This is a genomic window from Sphaerobacter thermophilus DSM 20745 (genome assembly GCF_000024985.1).
GTDB lineage: Bacteria > Chloroflexota > Chloroflexia > Thermomicrobiales > Thermomicrobiaceae > Sphaerobacter > Sphaerobacter thermophilus.
In genome coordinates this window covers 980021-998308 of sequence record NC_013523.1, presented here as the reverse complement: position 1 = coordinate 998308, position 18288 = coordinate 980021, and the positions used below count along the sequence as shown (strand labels likewise).

The window sequence follows — 18288 nt, the reverse complement described above, 5'->3', positions numbered from 1 at the left end:
CAGGGCCGAACCCCGGTCGCGGTCGCTCGGGTTTGGCGGCCGCGACCGGGGAGGGCGACCTCAAGTAAGCGGATGCTCAGTCGACCGGTGGACGCCGGTCTGCCCACGGGCGCGCTTCCTCAAACGCCGCGGCCGCGCGCAGGACCGTCGCGTCGTCCCGCAGGCGGCCGACGATCTGTAGCCCGACCGGCAGCCCCGCCTCGGTAAATCCGGCGGGCACCGTCGCCGCAGGCTGCCCCGTGAGATTGAACGGGTAGGTAAACGGCGTCCAGCTCAGACGGGTCACCGGCTGCCCGGCGATCTCGCCCGGATTATCGTCACCGGCCCGGAACGCAGCGAGGGGCATGGTCGGGGTCAGGAGCAGGTCATAGCGCTCCATGAACCGCCGCACCTGATCCACGAACTGGCTACGCCGCTGCATCGCCGCGGCGAGGTCCACCCCGCTCACCTGGCGCCCGGCCTCGATCACCCGCACCAGGCCGGGGTCGAGCTGGTCGCGCACCTGCTCGAAGTTGTCACGGAACACGCCCGCCATCGCGGTGCTCCAGATCGCGTCGAGGATCTGGAAGGGATCATCCCATCCGGGATTCACTTCCTCGACCTCGCAGCCGAGGTCCCTGAAGACCGCCGCCGCCCTGGCTGCGATGTCGCCGATCTCCGGGTCAACCACGGCGTAGCCCATGTCCCGGCTCCAGGCGACGCGCAGCCCGGCCACACCGCCGTCACAGGCCGCCACGAAGCTGGGAATCTTGGGATCGAGAGACAGCCGGTCGCGCGGGTCGAAGCCCGCCATCACGTCGAGCATCAGCGCGGCATCGCGCACGGTGCGCGTCATCGGTCCGATGTGCGACAACGACTCGACTGCACTCGGCGGGTAAGAGGGGATCAGGCCGAAGGATGGCTTGAGGCCGAAGATCCCGCAGAAGGCCGAAGGGATGCGGATCGACCCGGCGCCGTCGCTGCCCTGCGCGAGCGGACCCAACCCGGCCGCCACGGCTGCCCCGGCGCCTCCACTGGAGCCCCCCGCCGTCCGACCGTGCTTCCACGGGTTGTGCGTGGGGCCGATCACCCGGTTCCCCGAGTCACCCTTCCATCCCAGCTCGGGAGTGTTGGTCTTGCCGAGCATGACGCCTCCGGCAGCGTAGAGGCGTTCGACAAACGGGGCGTCGAAGTCGGGCACCCAGTCTTTCCATACCAGTGAGCCGCGCGTGGTCCGAATCCCACGGGTCACGGACAGGTCCTTGATCGAAATCGGCACGCCGAGGAGCGGTCTGTCGGCCCGCCCTGCGGCGTAGTCTCGCTCGGCCGCCAGTGCCTGGTCCATCGCCAGGTCAGGCGTGACGGTAATGAACGCGTTCAGGGTCGGGTTGAGTCGCTCGATGCGCTCCAGCACCGCTCGGGTCACCTCGACCGGTGACAGCGCACGCTCCGCGTACAGTCGCCGCAGTTCCGTCGCCGGCAGGTAGCACAGATCGATCGCGTCCACCGTCGCACATCCCTTCCACGCGCCACCGCGCGCCGACTGCCCTGTTCCCCTGATGCTTCGGCCGCATGGTAGCACACCCGGGAGCCATTCCGGCCCACGACTGCGACCGCGGACGCGTTCACGAACTGGCATGTGCTAGGATCGGCAACGAGGGCGACCACACGTGCGGTCAGCCCTACCACGGAGGGAGACGGCCCGTGTCCGACGAGCTCATCGCCGGGGTTCTCTGGACCATTCTGGGGGTATCGGTCCTGCTCGCCCTCGGCGCGCTGGTTCAGCGCTCCTGGACAATGATGCTGATTGCCGGCGTGCTCGCGTTCGTCTTCGCGATCCCCGCACTCCCCAGCATCGGCCTGTTCATCCTCGTGATCGCGGTCGTGGAGATCACCGTGGCGCTCGTCATGCGCCGTCGGGAAGACGAATCCACGACCCCGTAGGGACAAACGATTCGGCCGTCGCCACCGGACGGTGGCGGACGAACCGATCGCCGTCCACCGCTAGCCCCAGTGGGTGTACGCTCCTGATTCGACCTCTTCGACCTTGCCGCTCGCCTCGCGGATCTTCACCTCGGGGCCCTTCGCACCGGCCTTGACGATCTCGCCGATGCGCCACGGTCCATGCAGCCCGGCAAGGCGGAACGCCCGGCACACCCGCGCGAACACCGCCGGCGGCGCGGTGAAGAGCAACTCGTAGTCCTCGCCGCCGCGCAGGGCCAGGTCGAACCAGTCATCGAAGTTCCACTTGATCGCGTTCGGAATGGGCACACGCGCGATGTCAATCACGGCTGAGACGCCGCTGGCCTGGCACATCTTCGGCAGGTCGCCCAACAGTCCGTCGCTGAGGTCCATCGCAGCTCGCACACCGGCGCGGGCCAGGAGCCGCCCCTCGCGAACGCGCGGCTTCGGCCGGCTGTACGCCTCTCGCATGGCCGGGTTACCGTCGAGCGTCAGGAGTTGCTGCTGGAACACCCGCAGCCCGGCTGCGGCCATCCCCAGCGGCCCGGTGACGCCGATGATGTCCCCGGGCCTCGCTCCGTCGCGCGTCATCACCGCGCGACGGCCGGCGGACGTCTCCCCGATGACGGTGACCGACACGATCACGCCGTTCGGGGACGCGCTCAAGTCCCCACCCGCCACCACGACGCCGTGCCGCCTTCCGAGCGCGTTCATGCCCCGGAACAGATCCGTCACCTCACGGTCGCGCTCCGAGCCCGTCAGTGCGAGCGAGACGAGAGCCAGTCTTGGCTGGGCGCCCATGGCCGCCACGTCGCTGAGATTGACCGCCAGTGCCTTGTGCCCCACCGCCTGCCAGTCCATCCAGTCGAGGCGGAAGTGGACGTTCTGCACGAGGATGTCGGTGGTGAAGACGAGGTCGCGGCCCGGCCGTGGGCGCCAGACGGCTGCGTCGTCGCCGATGCCCATCCGAAGCCGCCGCGGCAGTGTGGCGCTGACGACACCGTCGATCATGTCGATGAGGGGAAACTCGCCGACCTCCTTGACCGGCCGGCCGCCGGACGGCACGCGCATCCCTACACCTCGCTCCTCTCCTCCACCCGACCCGCGTCGCACGCGGCGCGGTACACCGCCGCGGTCTCCCGCGCCGTCCGTTCCCAGGAGAACTCCCGCGCCCGCGCCAGCCCGCGCTCCCGCAGCTCAGCCCGCAGCGTAGCATCTCCCATGAGCCGCTCGATCGCCGCCGCCAGCGCATCGACATCGCGCGGGTCGACCAGCAGCGCCGCATCACCCGCCACCTCGGGCAGCGACGACGTGCCCGACGTGATCACGGGCGCGCCGCAGGCCATGGCCTCGAGCACCGGCAGGCCAAAGCCCTCGTACAGGGAAGGGTAAACGAAGACCGTGGCGGCGCTGTACCAGAGCGGCAGATCCTCCGGGTCGGCGTACCCCGCGAAGATGACCCGGTCCTCGACGCCGAGCGCCCGGACCTCGGCGAATACCGGCTCGTACATCCACCCCTTGCCGCCGGCCACTACCAACGGCGCATCGAGCCTCGCCTGCACCCGCGCATAGGCCCGGAGCAAGCCCACCAGATTCTTGCGCGGCTGGAGCGTGCCGAGGAACAGAATGAACTGGTCGGGCAGGCCGTGCTCCTGTCGGAACGCCGCCAGCCGTTCTTCGTCGGTCACCGGCGCGAGCGACGGGTCGACGCCGTTCGGCACCGTCACGACCCGTTCCGGATCGACGCGGTAGAACCGCAGCACGTCGCGGCGCGTGCTCTCCGAGACCGTGATGACCCGCGCGGCACGGCGCACCGACAGGCCGGTGAGCAGGTCGAGATAGCGCTGCTTCGCCCGCGGATACTGCTCCGGGTAGATGCGGAACGCCAGATCGTGCACCGTCACCACGCCCGGCAGGCCATCCAGCAACGGCATTACGTTCACCGGCCCGTGGACCAGATCGACGCCCGCTCGCCGCAGCACCAGAGGCCCGGCCACCTGCTCCCAGAGGATGCGCACCTCCGGCCTCCCGGTCGGCACGCGGCTTGGCCGCCACTGTAGCGACGCAGGGAAGCTCTCGCGGCAATCTCCCGCCTGCGGCCCGGTGAATACCACCGCCTCGATATCCGGCGCGGCCGCCGGGAGCGCTCGCAGCAGGAACTCGATGTAGCGGCTCACGCCCGCCTGCCGATACCCCGGGGCAAACGAGAGGAGATGTCCAAGGACTCCAACCCGCACTCAGCGCCTCCACCGTGGCGGTCCCCGCCACTCTGCCCGGTCCCCCGTGGTCGCCTCGCCTGACCGCCCGGCGCGCGGAAATCGTAGCACAGGGTGGGGTCCCCGACGGCTCTCCCCCGCAGGGACGGGCAGGCCGGGTGCTATAATCACCCGGTGGCCGCGGCTCGGACAGGCTCCGGTACTACGCGGGAAACGATCGAGGACAGGACCTGCATGCACCAGACCAGCGACGTCGCGGGCATCATCGAGCAGTTTTCCGTCTTCTATCCCTTCACGCTCGACCCCTTCCAGCGCGAGGCCATCGAGACCTTCCTGGCTGGCGACTCCGTGATGGTCGCCGCCCCGACCGGCACCGGCAAGACGGTCGTCGCGGAGTTCGGCGTCTACGAGGCGTTCCGCCGCGGCGGCCGGGTGATGTACACGACCCCGATCAAAGCGCTGAGCAATCAGAAGTTCCGCGACCTGCGGGTCATCTACGGCGACAACGTCGGGCTGCTCACCGGCGACATCACCGAGAACGCCGACGCACCGATCGTCGTGATGACTACGGAAGTCCTCCGCAACATGCTGCTGCAGACCCCGTGGGAACTCGACGCGGTCGACTGCATCATCTTCGACGAGGTCCACTACATCGCCGACCCGGAGCGGGGCACCACCTGGGAAGAGGCGATCATCCTCTGCCCGGAGCACATTCAGCTCATTTGCCTCTCGGCCACCGTCTCTAACGCCGACGAGATCGCCCAGTGGATCAGCCGCACCCATCGCCCGATCCATTTGGTGACCCACTACGAGCGTGCGGTACCACTCTCGCTCTATTACTTCCTCGACAAGAAGTTGCACCTGGTCATCGACGAGCACGGGCGCCAGGTGGCGGACTTCCCCAACACCGGCGGCGAGTTGCGGCGCCAGATGATGCGCGGCGGGCTCTCCTCCGAGCAGCGGCGCCAGGCCGAGCAGGCCGAGCCGCCGCCCTGGGAGATCATCCGGGCGCTTCAGACTCAGGACATGCTCCCGGCGATCTATTTCCTCTTCAGCCGGCGCGACTGCGAGGACTATGCGCAGCGCTTCGCCCTGATGCGACCTAACCTGGTCAAAGACGACAAGATCCGGCAGGAGATCAACACGGTCGTCGAGAACTACCTCAGCCAGATGCGCCTTGAGGACCGCGAGCTGGCGCAGGTCCAGCAGATCGCGTCGTTGGCGCAGCTCGGCATCGGCTTCCACCACGCCGGGCTCCTGCCGATCCTGAAGCAGCTCGTTGAGGTGCTCTTCAGCCGGGGATTGATGCAGGTCGTCTTCGCAACGGACACCCTCGCCCTCGGCGTGAACATGCCGGCCCGCAGCGTGGTCATCGGCCGGATGACCAAGTGGGACGGCCGTCGCCGTCGCCCGCTCACCCCCAATGAGTTCCAGCAGATGGCCGGGCGAGCAGGCCGGCGTGGCATGGACGAGCGCGGCTCGGTCGTGGTCCCCTACAGTCCCTGGATGAGCTTCCGCGAGATGCTGGAGATCGCCACCGGCGAGCTGGAGCCGGTGCGAAGCTCGTTCGCCATCCGCTACAACACGGTCCTCAACCTGTGGGACCCGCCGCACGGCACCCGCGTGCGGCACATGCTCCAGCAGAGCCTGTCGCAGTTCCAGACGGCGCGGCGGGTGCGCGAGATCGAGGACCTCATCATCGAGGTCGGCCGCGAGATCGATGCGGTGCCCCAGGGGTGCCTCATCGGCCTCGACGGCGGGGACGAGCTGCTTGACGAATACCGCGGCCTAAACGCCACGATCAATGCTCTCCGCGGGCGCGAGCGGCGCCTCCAGCGCGAGGTGCACGCACTGCGGCTCAACCTGGATCAGCGCCCCTGGCCTGAGCCGGGACGGCAGGCGCTGCGTCGCGCCTTCCGCGAACTCCCGGCCGGGGTCATCGTCCACCTTCGCCGAGGCGGCTGGGCCGTCTACCTTGGCCGTGCCGCGAGCGGCGGGGTTGGTCTCTTCCTCACCGGCCACGAGGTGGTGCTCCTCGCCGAGTACCGCCAGATCGACTACCTCGCGGCGGGAGAGCCGGCCGTCGAGGTGCCCTCACAGTTGACTGAGCTTGAAGAGCCGGTCGAGGACGTTCGGCCGCTGATCGGTCAGGCGGCCCTCGACGAGATCTGGCGGCAGGTCGCCGACCTCGAACTCCCCGACCTGGATGCCCTGCTCGCGGAGCATCGCGCGCAGCAGGAGGCGCGACTTGCGTCGGAGCGCGCCCGGCTGGAGCAGGAGCTGCGCGAGCATCGCGAGCAGCTCCAGGCCATCAACACGGAACGCCGAAACCACCCGTGCCACACCTGCCCGCGCCGCAAGGAGCACCAGAACAACCTGAAGCGCGTGGCGCAGCTTGAACGCGAGCGCGCCGCGCTCCAGGCCGAGCTCGGCCGCGAGCTAACCAACGAAGAAGAGCGGGTACGCCGACTCATCCGCGGCATCCGCGACGTGCTCCACCGGTTCGGGTACCTCTACCGCGGTTACCCGACGGCCAAGGCGGACACGCTCGCCAACGTCTTCGACACCAACGGCCTGGTCATTTGCGAGATGATCGACCGCGGCTTCCTCGACAAGCTCAACCCGGCCGACGTCGCCGAGGTCTTCTCCTGGTTCGCCTACGACCGCGATTTCCGCTTCGCCAACACCTACTCACTGCCGAACCGCCTCGTCCTGCTCCGGCGCCGCCTGGACGACCTTGAGCGCGAGATCCTGATGGCCGAGCGCCAGAACAACCTCTTCATCACGACCGGTCACAACGACGGTTTCTACGGAGCGGTTCGCGCGTGGTGCCATGGCGCCACCGTGTCGCGCATCCTGGAGCAGATCGAGTTGAGCGAGGGCGACCTCGTTCTCACCTTCAACAAGACGCTCGACCTGATGCGCCAGGTCCGTGAGATGCTCGCCCACGCCATGCCCGAACACCCGCTGCGCGACGTGCTGGAGCGTGCCGAGGCGCTGGTCAAGCGCGACATCGTCGAGCAGTCGCTCGCGATCGGCTTCCTGCCGCTCTCTCAGTCGATGTCCGGATCGGTCGACGACGACATCGCCGCCGACGAGGCAGAGATCGACCGAGGCGACTGACACCGACCCCGATGACACCGCTGCATGCACGCGGGCGATGCGGAATCCGGCTCCCTACCCCAGCGCCGCCAGCACCTCCGGGTCCACGTCGTCATCCATCGCCAGCCCGTTTATTACGGCGCTGATGCCAGTGAAGTACTGCAGCACCGACAGGCCCTCGATGATCTGCGCGTCGGTCACCCCGAGCTTCTTCAACCGCGCGGTGTGCACCTTCACTCCGAAAGCGTTGTTCGCGAGCGTGACCGTGGCCCAGGCCAGCCACTCCTTCAGGACGGGATCCAACTCCCCCTCGTCCATGATCCGCGCTCGGTTCTCCACCGCCGCCGCGAGCAGCCGCGGGTTGTTCGCCAGCACCTTGTAGATCGCGGGCACCCGCCCGGCACCGAAGCCAGCCTTGATCTGCTCGTACGCCGCGCGCACCTCCTCTGGGGCTTGCTCCTCCGGCACCATCTTCAGCGTCGCCATCACACCCTCCCCTCGAACTGAACGACTTGCCACCACTCTACCCATAGACAGGCAGCACCCGTCCATACCCAAGCCACACACCCCCTCTCCCCTTGTGGGCTCCGTCCGAGAGGGGGTTGGGGGGTGAGGGGTACGCCCCCTCACATCTCCTTGGCCATGTACTGATGCTCGATGTTGGACATGAAGAAGCGGCGTCCGATGGGGCGGAACCCGAGGGCCTCGTAGAAGGTGAGTGCGTGGGTTTGGGCGTTGAGGGTAACGATACGGCTCCCCTGGTCCCGGGCGAGACGCAGCAGATGCTCCATGATCGCGCGGCCCACGCCCCGCCCACGGTACGGCTTCCGCACCGCGACCCAGACGATCTGCGCCTCGTCACCGTAGAAGGTGATCCGGCCGGTACCCGCCGTCTGCCCGCCCACCGCGCCGAGCACGTGGACACTGTAGCGATCGTCCGGGTCATCGCGCACGCTGCGCGTCAGGTGCTGCTCCTCGACGAAGACCTCATGGCGGATCGCGTAGACCTCGGCCATCTCCGCCAGCGAGGTCACAACCCAGGTGCGCACCTCGTCATCGCGGATTCCGGTCTCCTGGTCCCCCTTCAGGGCCGTCATCAGTGTCCTCCAGCCCGAGACGCCGGGAGACGGCGGCCAGCGCCTCAGCGCGGCCGTCGACCCAGCGGACCCATTCGTCGCGCGCCGCGGCCGCCGCGATCCGGGCGTCGGCCACATGGCGCGCACCCGTCCCGCCGAGCATCTCCCGTGCCGCGATGGCATCGGCCGGCGTCAGCGGCGGGGGACTTTCGACCAAGAGCGGAGAGAAGCGACCCCACTCCTCGGGCGTAAGATCTGGGAGGTCCTTCCCCTGCTCGACACAGTAGGCCACCACCCGACCGACGATCTCGTGCGCCTCACGGAACGGCAGCCCATGCCGCACGAGGTGGTCCGCCACGTCGGTGGCGAGCGTGAAGCCCTCCCCTGCCGCAGTCAGCATGCGGTCGGTGCGGAACCGGGTCGTGCGCAGCATCGGCGGTAGCACGCGGAGGATGAGCAGCACCGTGTCGACCGTGTCGAACGCGCCTTCTTTATCCTCCTGTAGGTCCTTGTTGTAGGCGAGCGGCAGACCCTTGCCGACGGTCAGCATTCCCATCAGGTGACCGTAGACCCGGCCCGTCTTGCCCCGGATCAACTCCGCCACATCCGGGTTCTTCTTCTGCGGCATGATGCTGCTGCCGGTGGCGAAGGCGTCGTCGAGTTCGATGAAACCGAACTCGCTGCTCGACCAGAGGATGATCTCTTCAGCCAGCCGCGACAGGTGCAGCATGATCTGCGCGCAGGCGCTCAGCAGGTCCACCACGAAGTCGCGGTCGGAGACGGCATCGAGGCTGTTGGCGCAGACCCCGTCGAACCCGAGCAGGTCGGCGACGAACTGCCGGTCGATCGGGTAGGTGACTCCTGCCAGCGCGCCGGCCCCGAGCGGCGACAGGTTGACGCGGCGGTAGGCGTCGCGCAGCCGGTCCAGATCGCGGAAGAGCATCTCGACGTAGGCGAGCATGTGGTGCGCCAGCAGCACGGGCTGGGCGCGCTGGACGTGCGTGTAACCCGGCATGATTGCGTCCGGATGGCGCTCCGCGATTTCCAGCAGCGCGCCGATGGTGTCGGTGAGTCCCGCCGCAAGACGAATCAGGGCCTCCCGCGTCCAGAGGCGAAAGTCAAGCGCGACCTGATCGTTTCGGCTCCGCCCGGTATGGAGCCGCCCGGCAGCGGGCCCGATGATCTCGCGCAGCCGCCGTTCGACGCTGAGGTGAATGTCCTCGTCCGCCAGCCGGAACTCGTGCTCCCCGCGTCGGATCTCGTCGTAGATCTGACGCAGGCCCTGCTCGATCTTCGCCGCGTCGTCCTTGGGGATGATCCCCTGGCGGGCGAGCATGCGCACGTGGGCGATCGAGCCCATGATGTCCTGCCGGTAGAGGCGCCGATCGAAGCCGATCGAGGCATTCAACTCATCGACCAGCGCATCGGTCGGGCGGCTGAAGCGCCCGCCCCAGAGCTTGCCTGCCGCGCCACCGGGCTGCGACTCGGTCACCGAAACCCTCCCCACCTCGCGCCGGCCGTGCGGCGGCCGGTCGTCACGCTCACGAACTCGCCTCGATCGCGGGCTCGGCCGCCACCGGGATCCGCTCCGGTTCCAGCACCCGCCCCGTCTCATCCACCGGGACCACGCCAGGGCCGTACACCTCGTCTGCGGAGATCTTCCCTTCGGCCAGGAGCACCCGCTTGAGCGACACGATCGCGGCGACGATCATTCCGTCGTCCGGCTCGCGTGTCGTCAGCCGCTGCAGCGCCATGCTGGGGCTGACCAGCAGCCGCACGAGCCGGTTGTCCATGTGGTTCGCCGTCCACTTGATGAACTCGTAGGCGAGCGCTGCGATGAACGGCACCAGCGCGATGCGGGAGACGACGCGCCAAAACATCGGCGGCCTCCCCAGCAGCGCGAACACCAGGATCGAGAGAAGCACGACGATCAGCAGGAACCCGGTGCCGCACCGCGGGTGGCTGATGCTGTGCCGCCGCACGTGCTCAACGTCGAGCGGGTCACCCGCCTCGTAGGCGTTGATCGCCTTGTGCTCGGCACCGTGGAAGCCGAAGACCCGGCGGATGTCCTTGAGCTGGCCGATGAACAGCATGTAGCCGATCAGCAGCCCGAGGCGGATCAAGCCCTCGATCAGGTTGCTGAGCACGCTACTGCTGATGTAGCGGTCGACGAACCCGACGACCGCCAGGGGAGCCACGAAGAACAACCCAATGGAAAAGAGGAGCGAAACCGCCACCGTCCCCCAGAGGGCGACCCCGGTCAACGTCCCGGCGTCGTCCCGCTCCTGCTCCGCCAGCTTCCCCTCGGTGAGGCTGACGTTGGCCGAGAAGACGAGGGCGCGCATCCCCAGGACCATCGTGTCCCAGAGCATGAACACACCTCGGATGAGCGGGAGTGGGCGCACTCGTTGGGTCCAACTACTACCGGACAACGGCTCGTGGTAAACGGCGATCTCGCCGCTGGGGGCCCGAACGGCAATAGCCATGTCGCGACGGCCTCGCATCATGACGCCTTCCATGACCGCCTGACCGCCGTAGGATGTTCGATCCGACATGGCTCTTCCCCATCAGTTCCGCGTGAGCACGGGCCGACATGCCCGGTGATTGTACCAGAGGGAGGGAGATTGCTCGGAGTCGCGATTCAGCGGTCGAGTCGCTGGGTGGTACGCGCCGCCCGGCGCCGCGCTCGCCGCTGCTCGCGCCCGTACAACATGTCGTTCAGCCGGTCCATGAGTGGCAGATCTTCATCGAGAACCTGGAGCGAGCTCATGAGGGCAAAGCCGGTGATGCGGATGGTCGGCGCGTCGGAGGTCGGGACGACATCCCGTCGGTTCTCCTTGACGCTGCTCATGACCGTCGCCGCCTCCAGCACGACCGGGACGTCCTCGGGCACGTAGATCTTCACATCCGCCATGATCGCATTGACCTGGAGCACCAACTCGCCGCCGACGATCTCGGCGTCGAGAAGGTCGACCTTGCAGTCGGCCATGACCGCGAGCACGTCGACCTGTCCCTCGGCGCGCCAGTGCCCAGCCTGCTTGGTTTCTCCGAGGATCGCCTGGATTCGCCTCGTTGCAGGCAGACTGGTCGCCGGCAGGACGCTCCGGCCGAGGTCACGGGTGACCGCCGCAAGGTCCCCTCGGGTTTGGGCGGTGAGCGCCGCCTCGGTGCGCTCAAGGAGTTCCTCGGTCGTCAGGCGCCCGTCGACGGCCGCTTGGCGAAGGACGATAAGGGCACGCTCCCGTTCCGCGTCGCTGACTCGCGCATGGTCGTCCATGAGCCGCTCCCGTGGCCAGTCTGTCCTGCTTGGGGCAGGGTACGCGACTTCCGGCTGCAGCCGAGTATACCCCGCCACACCGCCCTCCGCGTCTCGTCCGAGGGCACCCGCTTGCCCACCCCGAAGCGCAGTGCTATCCTGGCCCCGCGCCGTCGAGGACAACCGATGCCCGGCGCGGGGTGACATGGAGGATGGGGATGCGAACGGAGCCATTGATCTTCGAGTTGAGCAAGTCGGGCCGGCAGGGCGTGTCGATGCCGCCGCTGGACGTGCCGGAAGCCGAGCTGCCCGCTGACCTGTGCCGCGACAGCTTGCCCCTGCCGGAAGTCAGCGAGGTCGACGTGATTCGGCACTACACGCGCCTCTCGCAGTTCAACCACGCCGTCGACACCGGCTTCTATCCCCTCGGCTCCTGCACGATGAAGTACAACCCCAAGATCAATGAGCTGGCAGCGCGGCTGCCCGGGTTCGCCCAGATCCACCCGCTCCAGGATGAGGAGACGGTGCAGGGCGCGCTGGAGCTGATGTACGGGCTGCAAAGCTACCTGGCCGAGATCAGCGGGTTCGACGCCGTGACGCTCCAGCCCGCTGCCGGCGCCCACGGCGAGCTGACCGGTATTCTGATCGCCCGTGCCTACTTCGAGAGCATCGGCGACACCGGCCGGACCACCGTCCTCGTCCCCGACTCGGCGCACGGCACCAACCCGGCGACCGCCGCCATGGCCGGCTACAAGGTGGTCACCGTGCCCTCGGACAAGAGCGGCAACGTGGACATCGACAAGCTGCGCGAGCTGGTCGGCCCCGACACCGCGGCCCTGATGATCACCAACCCGAACACGCTGGGCCTCTGGGATGAGAACATCGACGAGGCCATCCGCCTGGTCCACAAGGCGGGCGGTCTGGTCTACAACGACGGCGCCAACTTCAACGCCATTCTGGGCATCGCCCGGCCCGGCGACCTCGGCGTGGACATCATGCACTTCAACCTGCACAAGACCTTCTCCACCCCGCACGGTGGGGGCGGCCCCGGCGCCGGCCCGGTCGGTGTGAAATCGCACCTTATCCCGTTCATGCCGGGCCCGGTGGTGGAACGGGTTGAGGGCGAGGAGCCGACTTTCCGCTGGAAGTGGCCGGAAAAGTCGATCGGCAAGATCCACTCGTTCCACGGCAACTTCGGCATGCACGTGCGCGCCTACACCTACATCCGGATGCACGGCGCAGAGGGACTCCGGCAGATCAGCGAGGACGCGGTGCTCGCTGCCAACTACCTCCAGGCACGCCTCAAGGACCGCTACGAGGTGCCGTACGACCGGCGGTGCATGCACGAGTTCGTCGCCAGCGCCAACCGGCAGAAGAAGCGCGGGGTGCGCGCGCTCGATATCGCGAAGCGCCTACTCGACTTCGGCGTGCACCCGCCGACGGTCTACTTCCCGCTGATCGTCGACGAGGCCCTGATGATCGAGCCGACCGAGACGGAGAGCATCGAGACGCTCGACTACTTCATCGACGTCATGCGCCAGATCGCGGACGAGGCCGAGCAGAAGCCGGAGTTCGTGCACGCGGCGCCGCACAACACGTTCTTCAAGCGGCTCGATGAGGTGCGCGCCAACCGGCAACTGAATCTGCGCTGGGTGCCGGAGGAGTCGACACCCGCCGCGGCCGACTAGCCAGCTCACTGGAATCGCATCGCAAGCAGCGGGAGGGCGATGTGCCCTCCCGTTTGCGTGCGTGGTGGTTTGGACCGCAGCCCTACTTGTCCTCACCATGCAGGTGCCCCGAGGCACCGTACTACCCGGGCCGCTCCTCGACCCAGAGCGCCGTCATGGTCCCGCCGACCAGGAGGAGCAGGGCGCCGCTCAAGCCGATGAGGCCGAACCCACCGAGTGGCAGCAACAGGGCATTCCCAATTGAACCGATCACGTACCCCGCCTGCACCACCGCTGCGCGGAGCGCCATCAACGTTCCTCGGTGCGTCGGCGATTGCTGGAGACCGAGGGAGCTCGACGTAGCTCCCCGAACGCCCTGACTGAGCCCAAACGCGACCAGCAGCACGACGGTCAGCGCTAGTGACATCGGCCGCCCCAAGGCAACCACCAGCAGCGCGCCGGACAGCACCGCGGAGACCAGCACAACGAGCGGCAGCCGCCGCCCCTGGCTGACCCGGTGGGCAACCAGACTTCCGCCCACGAAGCCGAGCGCCGTCAGCGACAGCAGCGGGCTCGTCAACCCCGCGCTCAGGTCGTACTGCGAGATGTAGAAGGCGCCGAGGAACGTGAGCGTGCCGGCCCACCCCGTGTACGCACTCAACTCTGCGATGACCCAGATGACGGCCGAGCGGTCACGGATCAGGCTCCCCAGCGCTCCGCCGTGCCCTCGCCGCGTTCCTGGCTCGCGCTCCGCCGCGCGTCGCGGTGCCGGGAGTCGCAGCGCGAAGGCGAGGCCCACAAGGCTGAACGCCATCGGCACCCCGAGAAAGCTCGCCCGCCAGGAGAACGTGTCAGCCAGGAAGCCGATCAGCGGCAGGCCCACGACCCAGGCCAGCGGCTGCCCGACCGTGACCATGCCGATCGCCCAGGCCCGCCGCCCCGGTGGGAAGTAGTCCCCGACCGCGGCGTAGCCCATCGACAGGAGGGCGGCAATGCCCAGGCCGCCCGCAGCCTGCACCGCCAGGAGGACGCCGAATGTGGGAGCCAGCGCACTCCCCAGGCCGGCCAGCCCGACGCCGAACAGGCCGCCGATGATCAGCGGGCGGCTGCCGAGTCGCTCAGAGGCGATTCCCACGAACGGCGCCAGGACCGCCGACACCAGCGCCGACGCAGTCCGAAGCTGCGCGGCTGCCGATACCGATACGTTGAACGCCTCGGCGATGTCCACAACCAGCGGACTGATGATCACCACGCCCGTCTGGTTGACGATCATCGTGACGATCAACGCTCGGAGGACCGACCACTCGCTCGCAACCCGGCCTGCGTCCGTCCCCTGACCTGTGTCGAGCTTCACCCGCGCACCTCACCCCATCTCTGCCGGGCAGAGTATGACACACCCTGCACCGGAACCCCTTGGGTGGCACGGATCATGCCTGTAAGCCTCATAGAGCGATCTGCATTTGGCGTGCGAAAGCCGAGAGCATCAGCACGCAGAGTTGTTCGTAGTATGAAGGGGAGACGCGTATGGATAAGCAGAAGTTGATTGACGGGCTGAACCACGACCTTGCCGGCGAGCTCGCCGCGATCATCCAGTACCTGCACTTCAGCGCCACCGTCACCGGGCTGGATCGGCCGCAACTGAGCGAGTTCTTCGAGAGCGAGATCCCGGATGAGCTGGGGCACGCCAAGTTCCTGGCGAACAAGATCGCCGCGCTTGGCGGGCAGCCGACCACTGAGCCGGGCCCGGTCAAGACGGCCACCGACAGCCGTGGGATGCTGGAGGCGGTGCTCGAGGCCGAGAAGCAAGCTATTGCCAACTATAACGAGCGGATCAAGCAGGCGGAGGAGTTCGGCGACACCGGCCTGAAGGTGCAGCTCGAAGACATCGTGTCCGATGAGACCGGACACAAAGAAGAGGTCGAGAAGCTCCTGGCCAAGCAGCCGGCCGTCGTCTAGCACCTCACTCCGACGATCGCACCGATCCGGCGGGTACGGCGCGGTATGCCGTACCCGCCGTCGCCTTCACCGCTCTCCCGCATCCGGCTGAGCGTACACCCGCAGGAAATGCTGGTAGTTGACGTAGACGCGGCGCACGTAGTCGTACGTTTCCGGGTACGGGATGGACTCGGCGAAGACGTCCGGATCCTCCGCTCCCGGAGCAGCAAGCCACTCGTTGACCGGACTGTCCCCAGCGTTGTAGGCCGCGAGCGCGGCGAACAGGTATCCGTTGTACCGTTCCATCCGCTCGGCCAGATAGCGTGCACCAAACTCCAGGCTCACCTCCGGCCGCAGCAGATCCCGCGGGTTGAAGTCCTGCCATCCCAGGCGGCGGGCGATCTCTCGTCCGGTCTCCGGCATGATCTGCGCAAGCCCGAGCGCTCCCGCCGAGGAGCGTGCCTGCGGGTTGAACCCGCTCTCCTGCCGCACCAACGCTGCCAGCAGCAACGGATCAGCCCCGTGGCGCTCCGCGGCCTCGGATAGCAGATCCAGATACGGGATGGGATAGCTCAACCGCTCTAGGATCGGGGGCAGGCTCCGCTCCTGTCCCTCCTCGACGTTGACCAGCGGAGCCACTGCTTCCGCGGCCGCAGTCGTCTCTCCCCTCTCCGCCAGCACACCGCCGAGTGTCACGAGGCGCTCCACATCCCCGGCGTGCTCCTCAGCCAGCGCGTCGATCTCCCACCCGGCTTCCTGCATCATCCCGGCATCGAGCAAGATCATCGCGCGCCGTAAGCCAGGCTCTGCCTCCAGCGCCTCCCGAGCCGCATTCGGGTCTACCCCTCGCTCCGGGAACCATGATGCGAGCTCACGCCAGACCGCATCCCCAATGACCGCACCAACCAGTGCCTGCCCGGTGCTCGGGACGGGCTCACCGCCGAGCAGATCAGCGGCGCGCAGACCGTAGTAGCCATCGGGTTCCAACCGCGCCGCTTCCTCCCACGCGGCGCGGGCACCCGCGTCGTCCCCCGCGATCTCCCGTGCTTTTCCCAACCAGAAGTGAACGCGGGCGTCTCCGCCATCCGCCCAGATCGTCAGCGCCGCCCCGAAATCGCGCTCCAGGTAACTCATGAAGCCCAGGCGGAACCGAGCCGATGCGGCAGCCCCGGTGTTCCCGTACCGCGCGAGCACCTCCTGATAGACGGCCCGTGCCCCGGCCGTATCGCCGGCGCTCTCCAGCCACCTCGCCGCCTGCTCAAGCGCCCGCCCCGCCAGCTCGCGATCCGACGCGGTGCGTGCCACCTCGCGGAGGTCCTCCACCCCCCCAGGCACGTTCCCCGCGCGGGCACGGCTGAGTCCACGGTAGTAGCGCGCTTCGTGGTTGGTTGGATCGTTCTCCAGCGCAGCGGTGAACGCGACGATCGCGTCTTGATCTCGCCCGGCGTGATAGAGCACCAGCCCGCGTTGATACGGTTCAACAGCATCCGCCGCGTCTTGTGCGATGAGCGCGTCCAGCGCTGCTACCGCATGCGCGCTGTCCGGCGCCGCACTGACCGCAGCCTGCAGGTCGCGGATCGCCGCTTCCCGCTGGCCGATCTGGAGTTCGAACTGCCCGGCCTGGAACGCCAACTGTGCCCGATAGTGGGGGAGCGTCGCTACGTCGAGGAGGCGATGCGTCGTCGCGAGGTACCCATTGCCGTCGTCCAGCTCCGACTGGATCTCCCGCAGCGCTTCCAGCACAGCTACGTGGGTCCGCCGGATCGCCGGGAGCCCCGCCGCGGCCTCAGCAGCATCCTGCGCCGCCTCAAGCTGCCCGCTATCGCGGAGCACTTCGATGCGGCGCAGCGCAGCGTACACTTCGACGCTCGGGTCCCGCTCCGCGGCTCGCCGGTAGGCCGCGAGGGCCTCCGCTGTCTGACCCATTGCCGCGTGCACCCTGCCCAGCAGGAGATCCGCGGCTGCCGCGATTGCCGGCGACCGGTCTCCGTCGCGCAGCGCGGTCAGGACTACCAGCGCCTCGCCCGCCTCCCCCACCGCCAGAAGCGACCGGGCCAGCACGAGCCGCGCCGCGGCGTCCAGCTCCGGAGACGCATCGCCCACGAGCTGCCGCGCCGACGCGGCCGCAGCCTCGGCGTCCCCTTCGGCCAGCATCCGGCGCGCCGGAGCCAGTTCCGCCGCTCCCGGACCGGGGTCCCAGCCCTGCACGCCCTCGCGCACCATCGGGGTCGGCTCACCGTTCCGTTCGGGCAACGCGGTCGTCGCAGCGACCGCCAGGGCGACGAGCAGGACGAAGACCGAGACGAGTTTGACGGGAGCTCGGACCATCAACGCTCCGCGTTTATGTATCCGAATCGCGTTCTAGAGGCTAACAAACCGGCTCTCCTAGTACAACCATGACACTCCGGTCGAGCCGCCAGAGTATCAGGCGCCTTCCCTGTCTCGCTGCTGCTCGCGGAGAAGCGTCTCGGCGCGCCCCAACGCCTCGGTGAGCGCCTGCTGCTGGAGAGCCAGGGTCAGGTCACCGCGCGTGCGCTCGAGGACGCCCCGGACCATGTCGGTCGTGCGTCGCAACCCACCAGTGACCGCATCCGGATAGTCCACCGAGACAAGCAATCCGTAGATCTCGTCCATCACCTGGAGGAGCGCTTCCGCGCGTGAAAGGTCGCCACGACGCATCGCGTCCAGGCAGTAGCGCCGGAACTCCCCTGCCGCTTCCCCCAGACCATTCAGGTAGACCGCATCCTCCACCCCGAGCTGCGCCGGATCGGGGATCGCTCGGCCGCCGATCACCCCTAGCGTGATCCGCGCCTCCGCATATTCCTTGTGCGCGTCCTGCACGTAGCCAGACCAATAGATGCTCGGGTAATCGGCCAGATGGCTCACGAGCGCGTCCTTGAGCTCCTGCGCCTGCCGCAGCAGCTCTTCCGCAACATCAAACTCGTTGCGGTGAACCGCACGCACCGCGTTCGCGCTGAGCCGAATGATCTGGCGGCTCTCCGCCAGCGCCCGCTCGCGGGCGGCGTTGATCCCCTCCAGGCGAACGATCACCGCCTCCCCGATCGACGCGATGCGGTTGATATCTATTTCCACGT

General features: G+C 68.0%; 15 protein-coding genes. 4 read left to right on the top strand and 11 right to left on the bottom strand.

Features of this window, described 5'->3' with window-relative positions; all coding sequences use genetic code 11:
* Positions 1–76 precede the first annotated feature (76 nt).
* The gene (locus tag STHE_RS04550; RefSeq protein WP_012871391.1) at positions 77–1486 is read right to left on the bottom strand and encodes an amidase; all 1410 of its coding nucleotides are present in this window, start codon (positions 1484–1486) and stop codon (positions 77–79) included.
* Between the two features lie 197 nt (positions 1487–1683).
* Between STHE_RS04550 and STHE_RS04545 the strand changes: the two genes are divergently transcribed.
* Positions 1684–1923 carry a hypothetical protein gene (locus STHE_RS04545; protein ID WP_012871390.1) on the top strand — a complete coding sequence of 80 codons (240 nt, stop codon included), beginning with the start codon at positions 1684–1686 and terminating at the stop codon, positions 1921–1923.
* A 60-nt stretch (positions 1924–1983) separates the two neighbouring features.
* On the opposite strand, the gene thiL is transcribed toward STHE_RS04545, so the two are convergent.
* On the bottom strand, positions 1984–3012 hold the full coding sequence (thiL, locus tag STHE_RS04540; RefSeq protein WP_012871389.1) for a thiamine-phosphate kinase: 1029 nt from the start codon (positions 3010–3012) through the stop codon (positions 1984–1986).
* 2 nt (positions 3013–3014) lie between these two features.
* Positions 3015–4178, bottom strand: a complete 1164-nt coding sequence (locus STHE_RS04535) for a glycosyltransferase family 4 protein (RefSeq protein ID WP_012871388.1) — start codon at positions 4176–4178, stop codon at positions 3015–3017.
* A 213-nt stretch (positions 4179–4391) separates the two neighbouring features.
* On the opposite strand from STHE_RS04535, the gene STHE_RS04530 reads away from it, so the two are divergent.
* Positions 4392–7280 (top strand): DEAD/DEAH box helicase, encoded by a 2889-nt coding sequence (locus tag STHE_RS04530; protein WP_012871387.1) that lies wholly within the window; start codon positions 4392–4394, stop codon positions 7278–7280.
* 54 nt (positions 7281–7334) lie between these two features.
* On the opposite strand, the gene STHE_RS04525 is transcribed toward STHE_RS04530, so the two are convergent.
* From STHE_RS04525 to STHE_RS17805, 5 genes are all read right to left on the bottom strand, one after another.
* Positions 7335–7745: a carboxymuconolactone decarboxylase family protein gene (locus STHE_RS04525; protein ID WP_012871386.1), complete on the bottom strand. Its 411-nt coding sequence runs from the start codon at positions 7743–7745 to the stop codon at positions 7335–7337.
* Between the two features lie 140 nt (positions 7746–7885).
* Positions 7886–8356 carry a GNAT family N-acetyltransferase gene (locus STHE_RS04520; RefSeq protein ID WP_041398810.1) on the bottom strand — a complete coding sequence of 157 codons (471 nt, stop codon included), beginning with the start codon at positions 8354–8356 and terminating at the stop codon, positions 7886–7888.
* Positions 8313–9827, bottom strand: a complete 1515-nt coding sequence (gene argH / locus STHE_RS04515) for an argininosuccinate lyase (protein WP_012871384.1) — start codon at positions 9825–9827, stop codon at positions 8313–8315. Before argH ends, STHE_RS04520 begins: the two co-directional genes overlap by 44 nt.
* Before the next feature lie 49 nt (positions 9828–9876).
* Entirely contained in the window at positions 9877–10890 is a 1014-nt protein-coding gene (locus STHE_RS04510) for a DUF1385 domain-containing protein (RefSeq protein ID WP_012871383.1), read from the bottom strand.
* 86 nt (positions 10891–10976) lie between these two features.
* Positions 10977–11612 (bottom strand): DUF1707 SHOCT-like domain-containing protein, encoded by a 636-nt coding sequence (locus STHE_RS17805; protein WP_012871382.1) that lies wholly within the window; start codon positions 11610–11612, stop codon positions 10977–10979.
* A 197-nt stretch (positions 11613–11809) separates the two neighbouring features.
* Between STHE_RS17805 and gcvPB the strand changes: the two genes are divergently transcribed.
* Positions 11810–13279 carry an aminomethyl-transferring glycine dehydrogenase subunit GcvPB gene (gene gcvPB / locus STHE_RS04500; protein WP_012871381.1) on the top strand — a complete coding sequence of 490 codons (1470 nt, stop codon included), beginning with the start codon at positions 11810–11812 and terminating at the stop codon, positions 13277–13279.
* 121 nt (positions 13280–13400) lie between these two features.
* On the opposite strand, the gene STHE_RS04495 is transcribed toward gcvPB, so the two are convergent.
* Positions 13401–14612 (bottom strand): MFS transporter, encoded by a 1212-nt coding sequence (locus STHE_RS04495; protein ID WP_012871380.1) that lies wholly within the window; start codon positions 14610–14612, stop codon positions 13401–13403.
* A 170-nt stretch (positions 14613–14782) separates the two neighbouring features.
* Between STHE_RS04495 and STHE_RS04490 the strand changes: the two genes are divergently transcribed.
* Positions 14783–15214, top strand: coding sequence for a ferritin-like domain-containing protein (locus tag STHE_RS04490; protein ID WP_012871379.1), 432 nt, complete (start codon positions 14783–14785; stop codon positions 15212–15214).
* Between the two features lie 66 nt (positions 15215–15280).
* On the opposite strand, the gene STHE_RS19525 is transcribed toward STHE_RS04490, so the two are convergent.
* Together STHE_RS19525 and STHE_RS04480 are read right to left on the bottom strand one after the other, a co-directional pair.
* A complete protein-coding gene (locus tag STHE_RS19525) occupies positions 15281–17521 on the bottom strand; it encodes a transglycosylase SLT domain-containing protein (protein WP_012871378.1) in 2241 nt (746 codons plus the stop codon).
* A gap of 96 nt (positions 17522–17617) precedes the next feature.
* Positions 17618–18286 carry a translin family protein gene (locus STHE_RS04480; protein WP_012871377.1) on the bottom strand — a complete coding sequence of 223 codons (669 nt, stop codon included), beginning with the start codon at positions 18284–18286 and terminating at the stop codon, positions 17618–17620.
* Between the last annotated feature and the right edge of the window lie 2 nt (positions 18287–18288).

Bases quoted from the DNA above. Each gene is read 5' to 3' on its own strand.
- thiL (WP_012871389.1), bottom strand. From the start codon at position 3,012: ATGCGCGTGCCGTCCGGCGGCCGGCCGGTCAAGGAGGTCGGCGAGTTT.
- STHE_RS04530 (WP_012871387.1), top strand. From the start codon at position 4,392: ATGCACCAGACCAGCGACGTCGCGGGCATCATCGAGCAGTTTTCCGTC.
- STHE_RS04525 (WP_012871386.1), bottom strand. From the start codon at position 7,745: ATGGCGACGCTGAAGATGGTGCCGGAGGAGCAAGCCCCAGAGGAGGTG.
- STHE_RS04520 (WP_041398810.1), bottom strand. From the start codon at position 8,356: ATGACGGCCCTGAAGGGGGACCAGGAGACCGGAATCCGCGATGACGAG.
- STHE_RS04510 (WP_012871383.1), bottom strand. From the start codon at position 10,890: ATGTCGGATCGAACATCCTACGGCGGTCAGGCGGTCATGGAAGGCGTC.
- STHE_RS17805 (WP_012871382.1), bottom strand. From the start codon at position 11,612: ATGGACGACCATGCGCGAGTCAGCGACGCGGAACGGGAGCGTGCCCTT.
- gcvPB (WP_012871381.1), top strand. From the start codon at position 11,810: ATGCGAACGGAGCCATTGATCTTCGAGTTGAGCAAGTCGGGCCGGCAG.
- STHE_RS04490 (WP_012871379.1), top strand. From the start codon at position 14,783: ATGGATAAGCAGAAGTTGATTGACGGGCTGAACCACGACCTTGCCGGC.
- STHE_RS19525 (WP_012871378.1), bottom strand. From the start codon at position 17,521: ATGGTCCGAGCTCCCGTCAAACTCGTCTCGGTCTTCGTCCTGCTCGTC.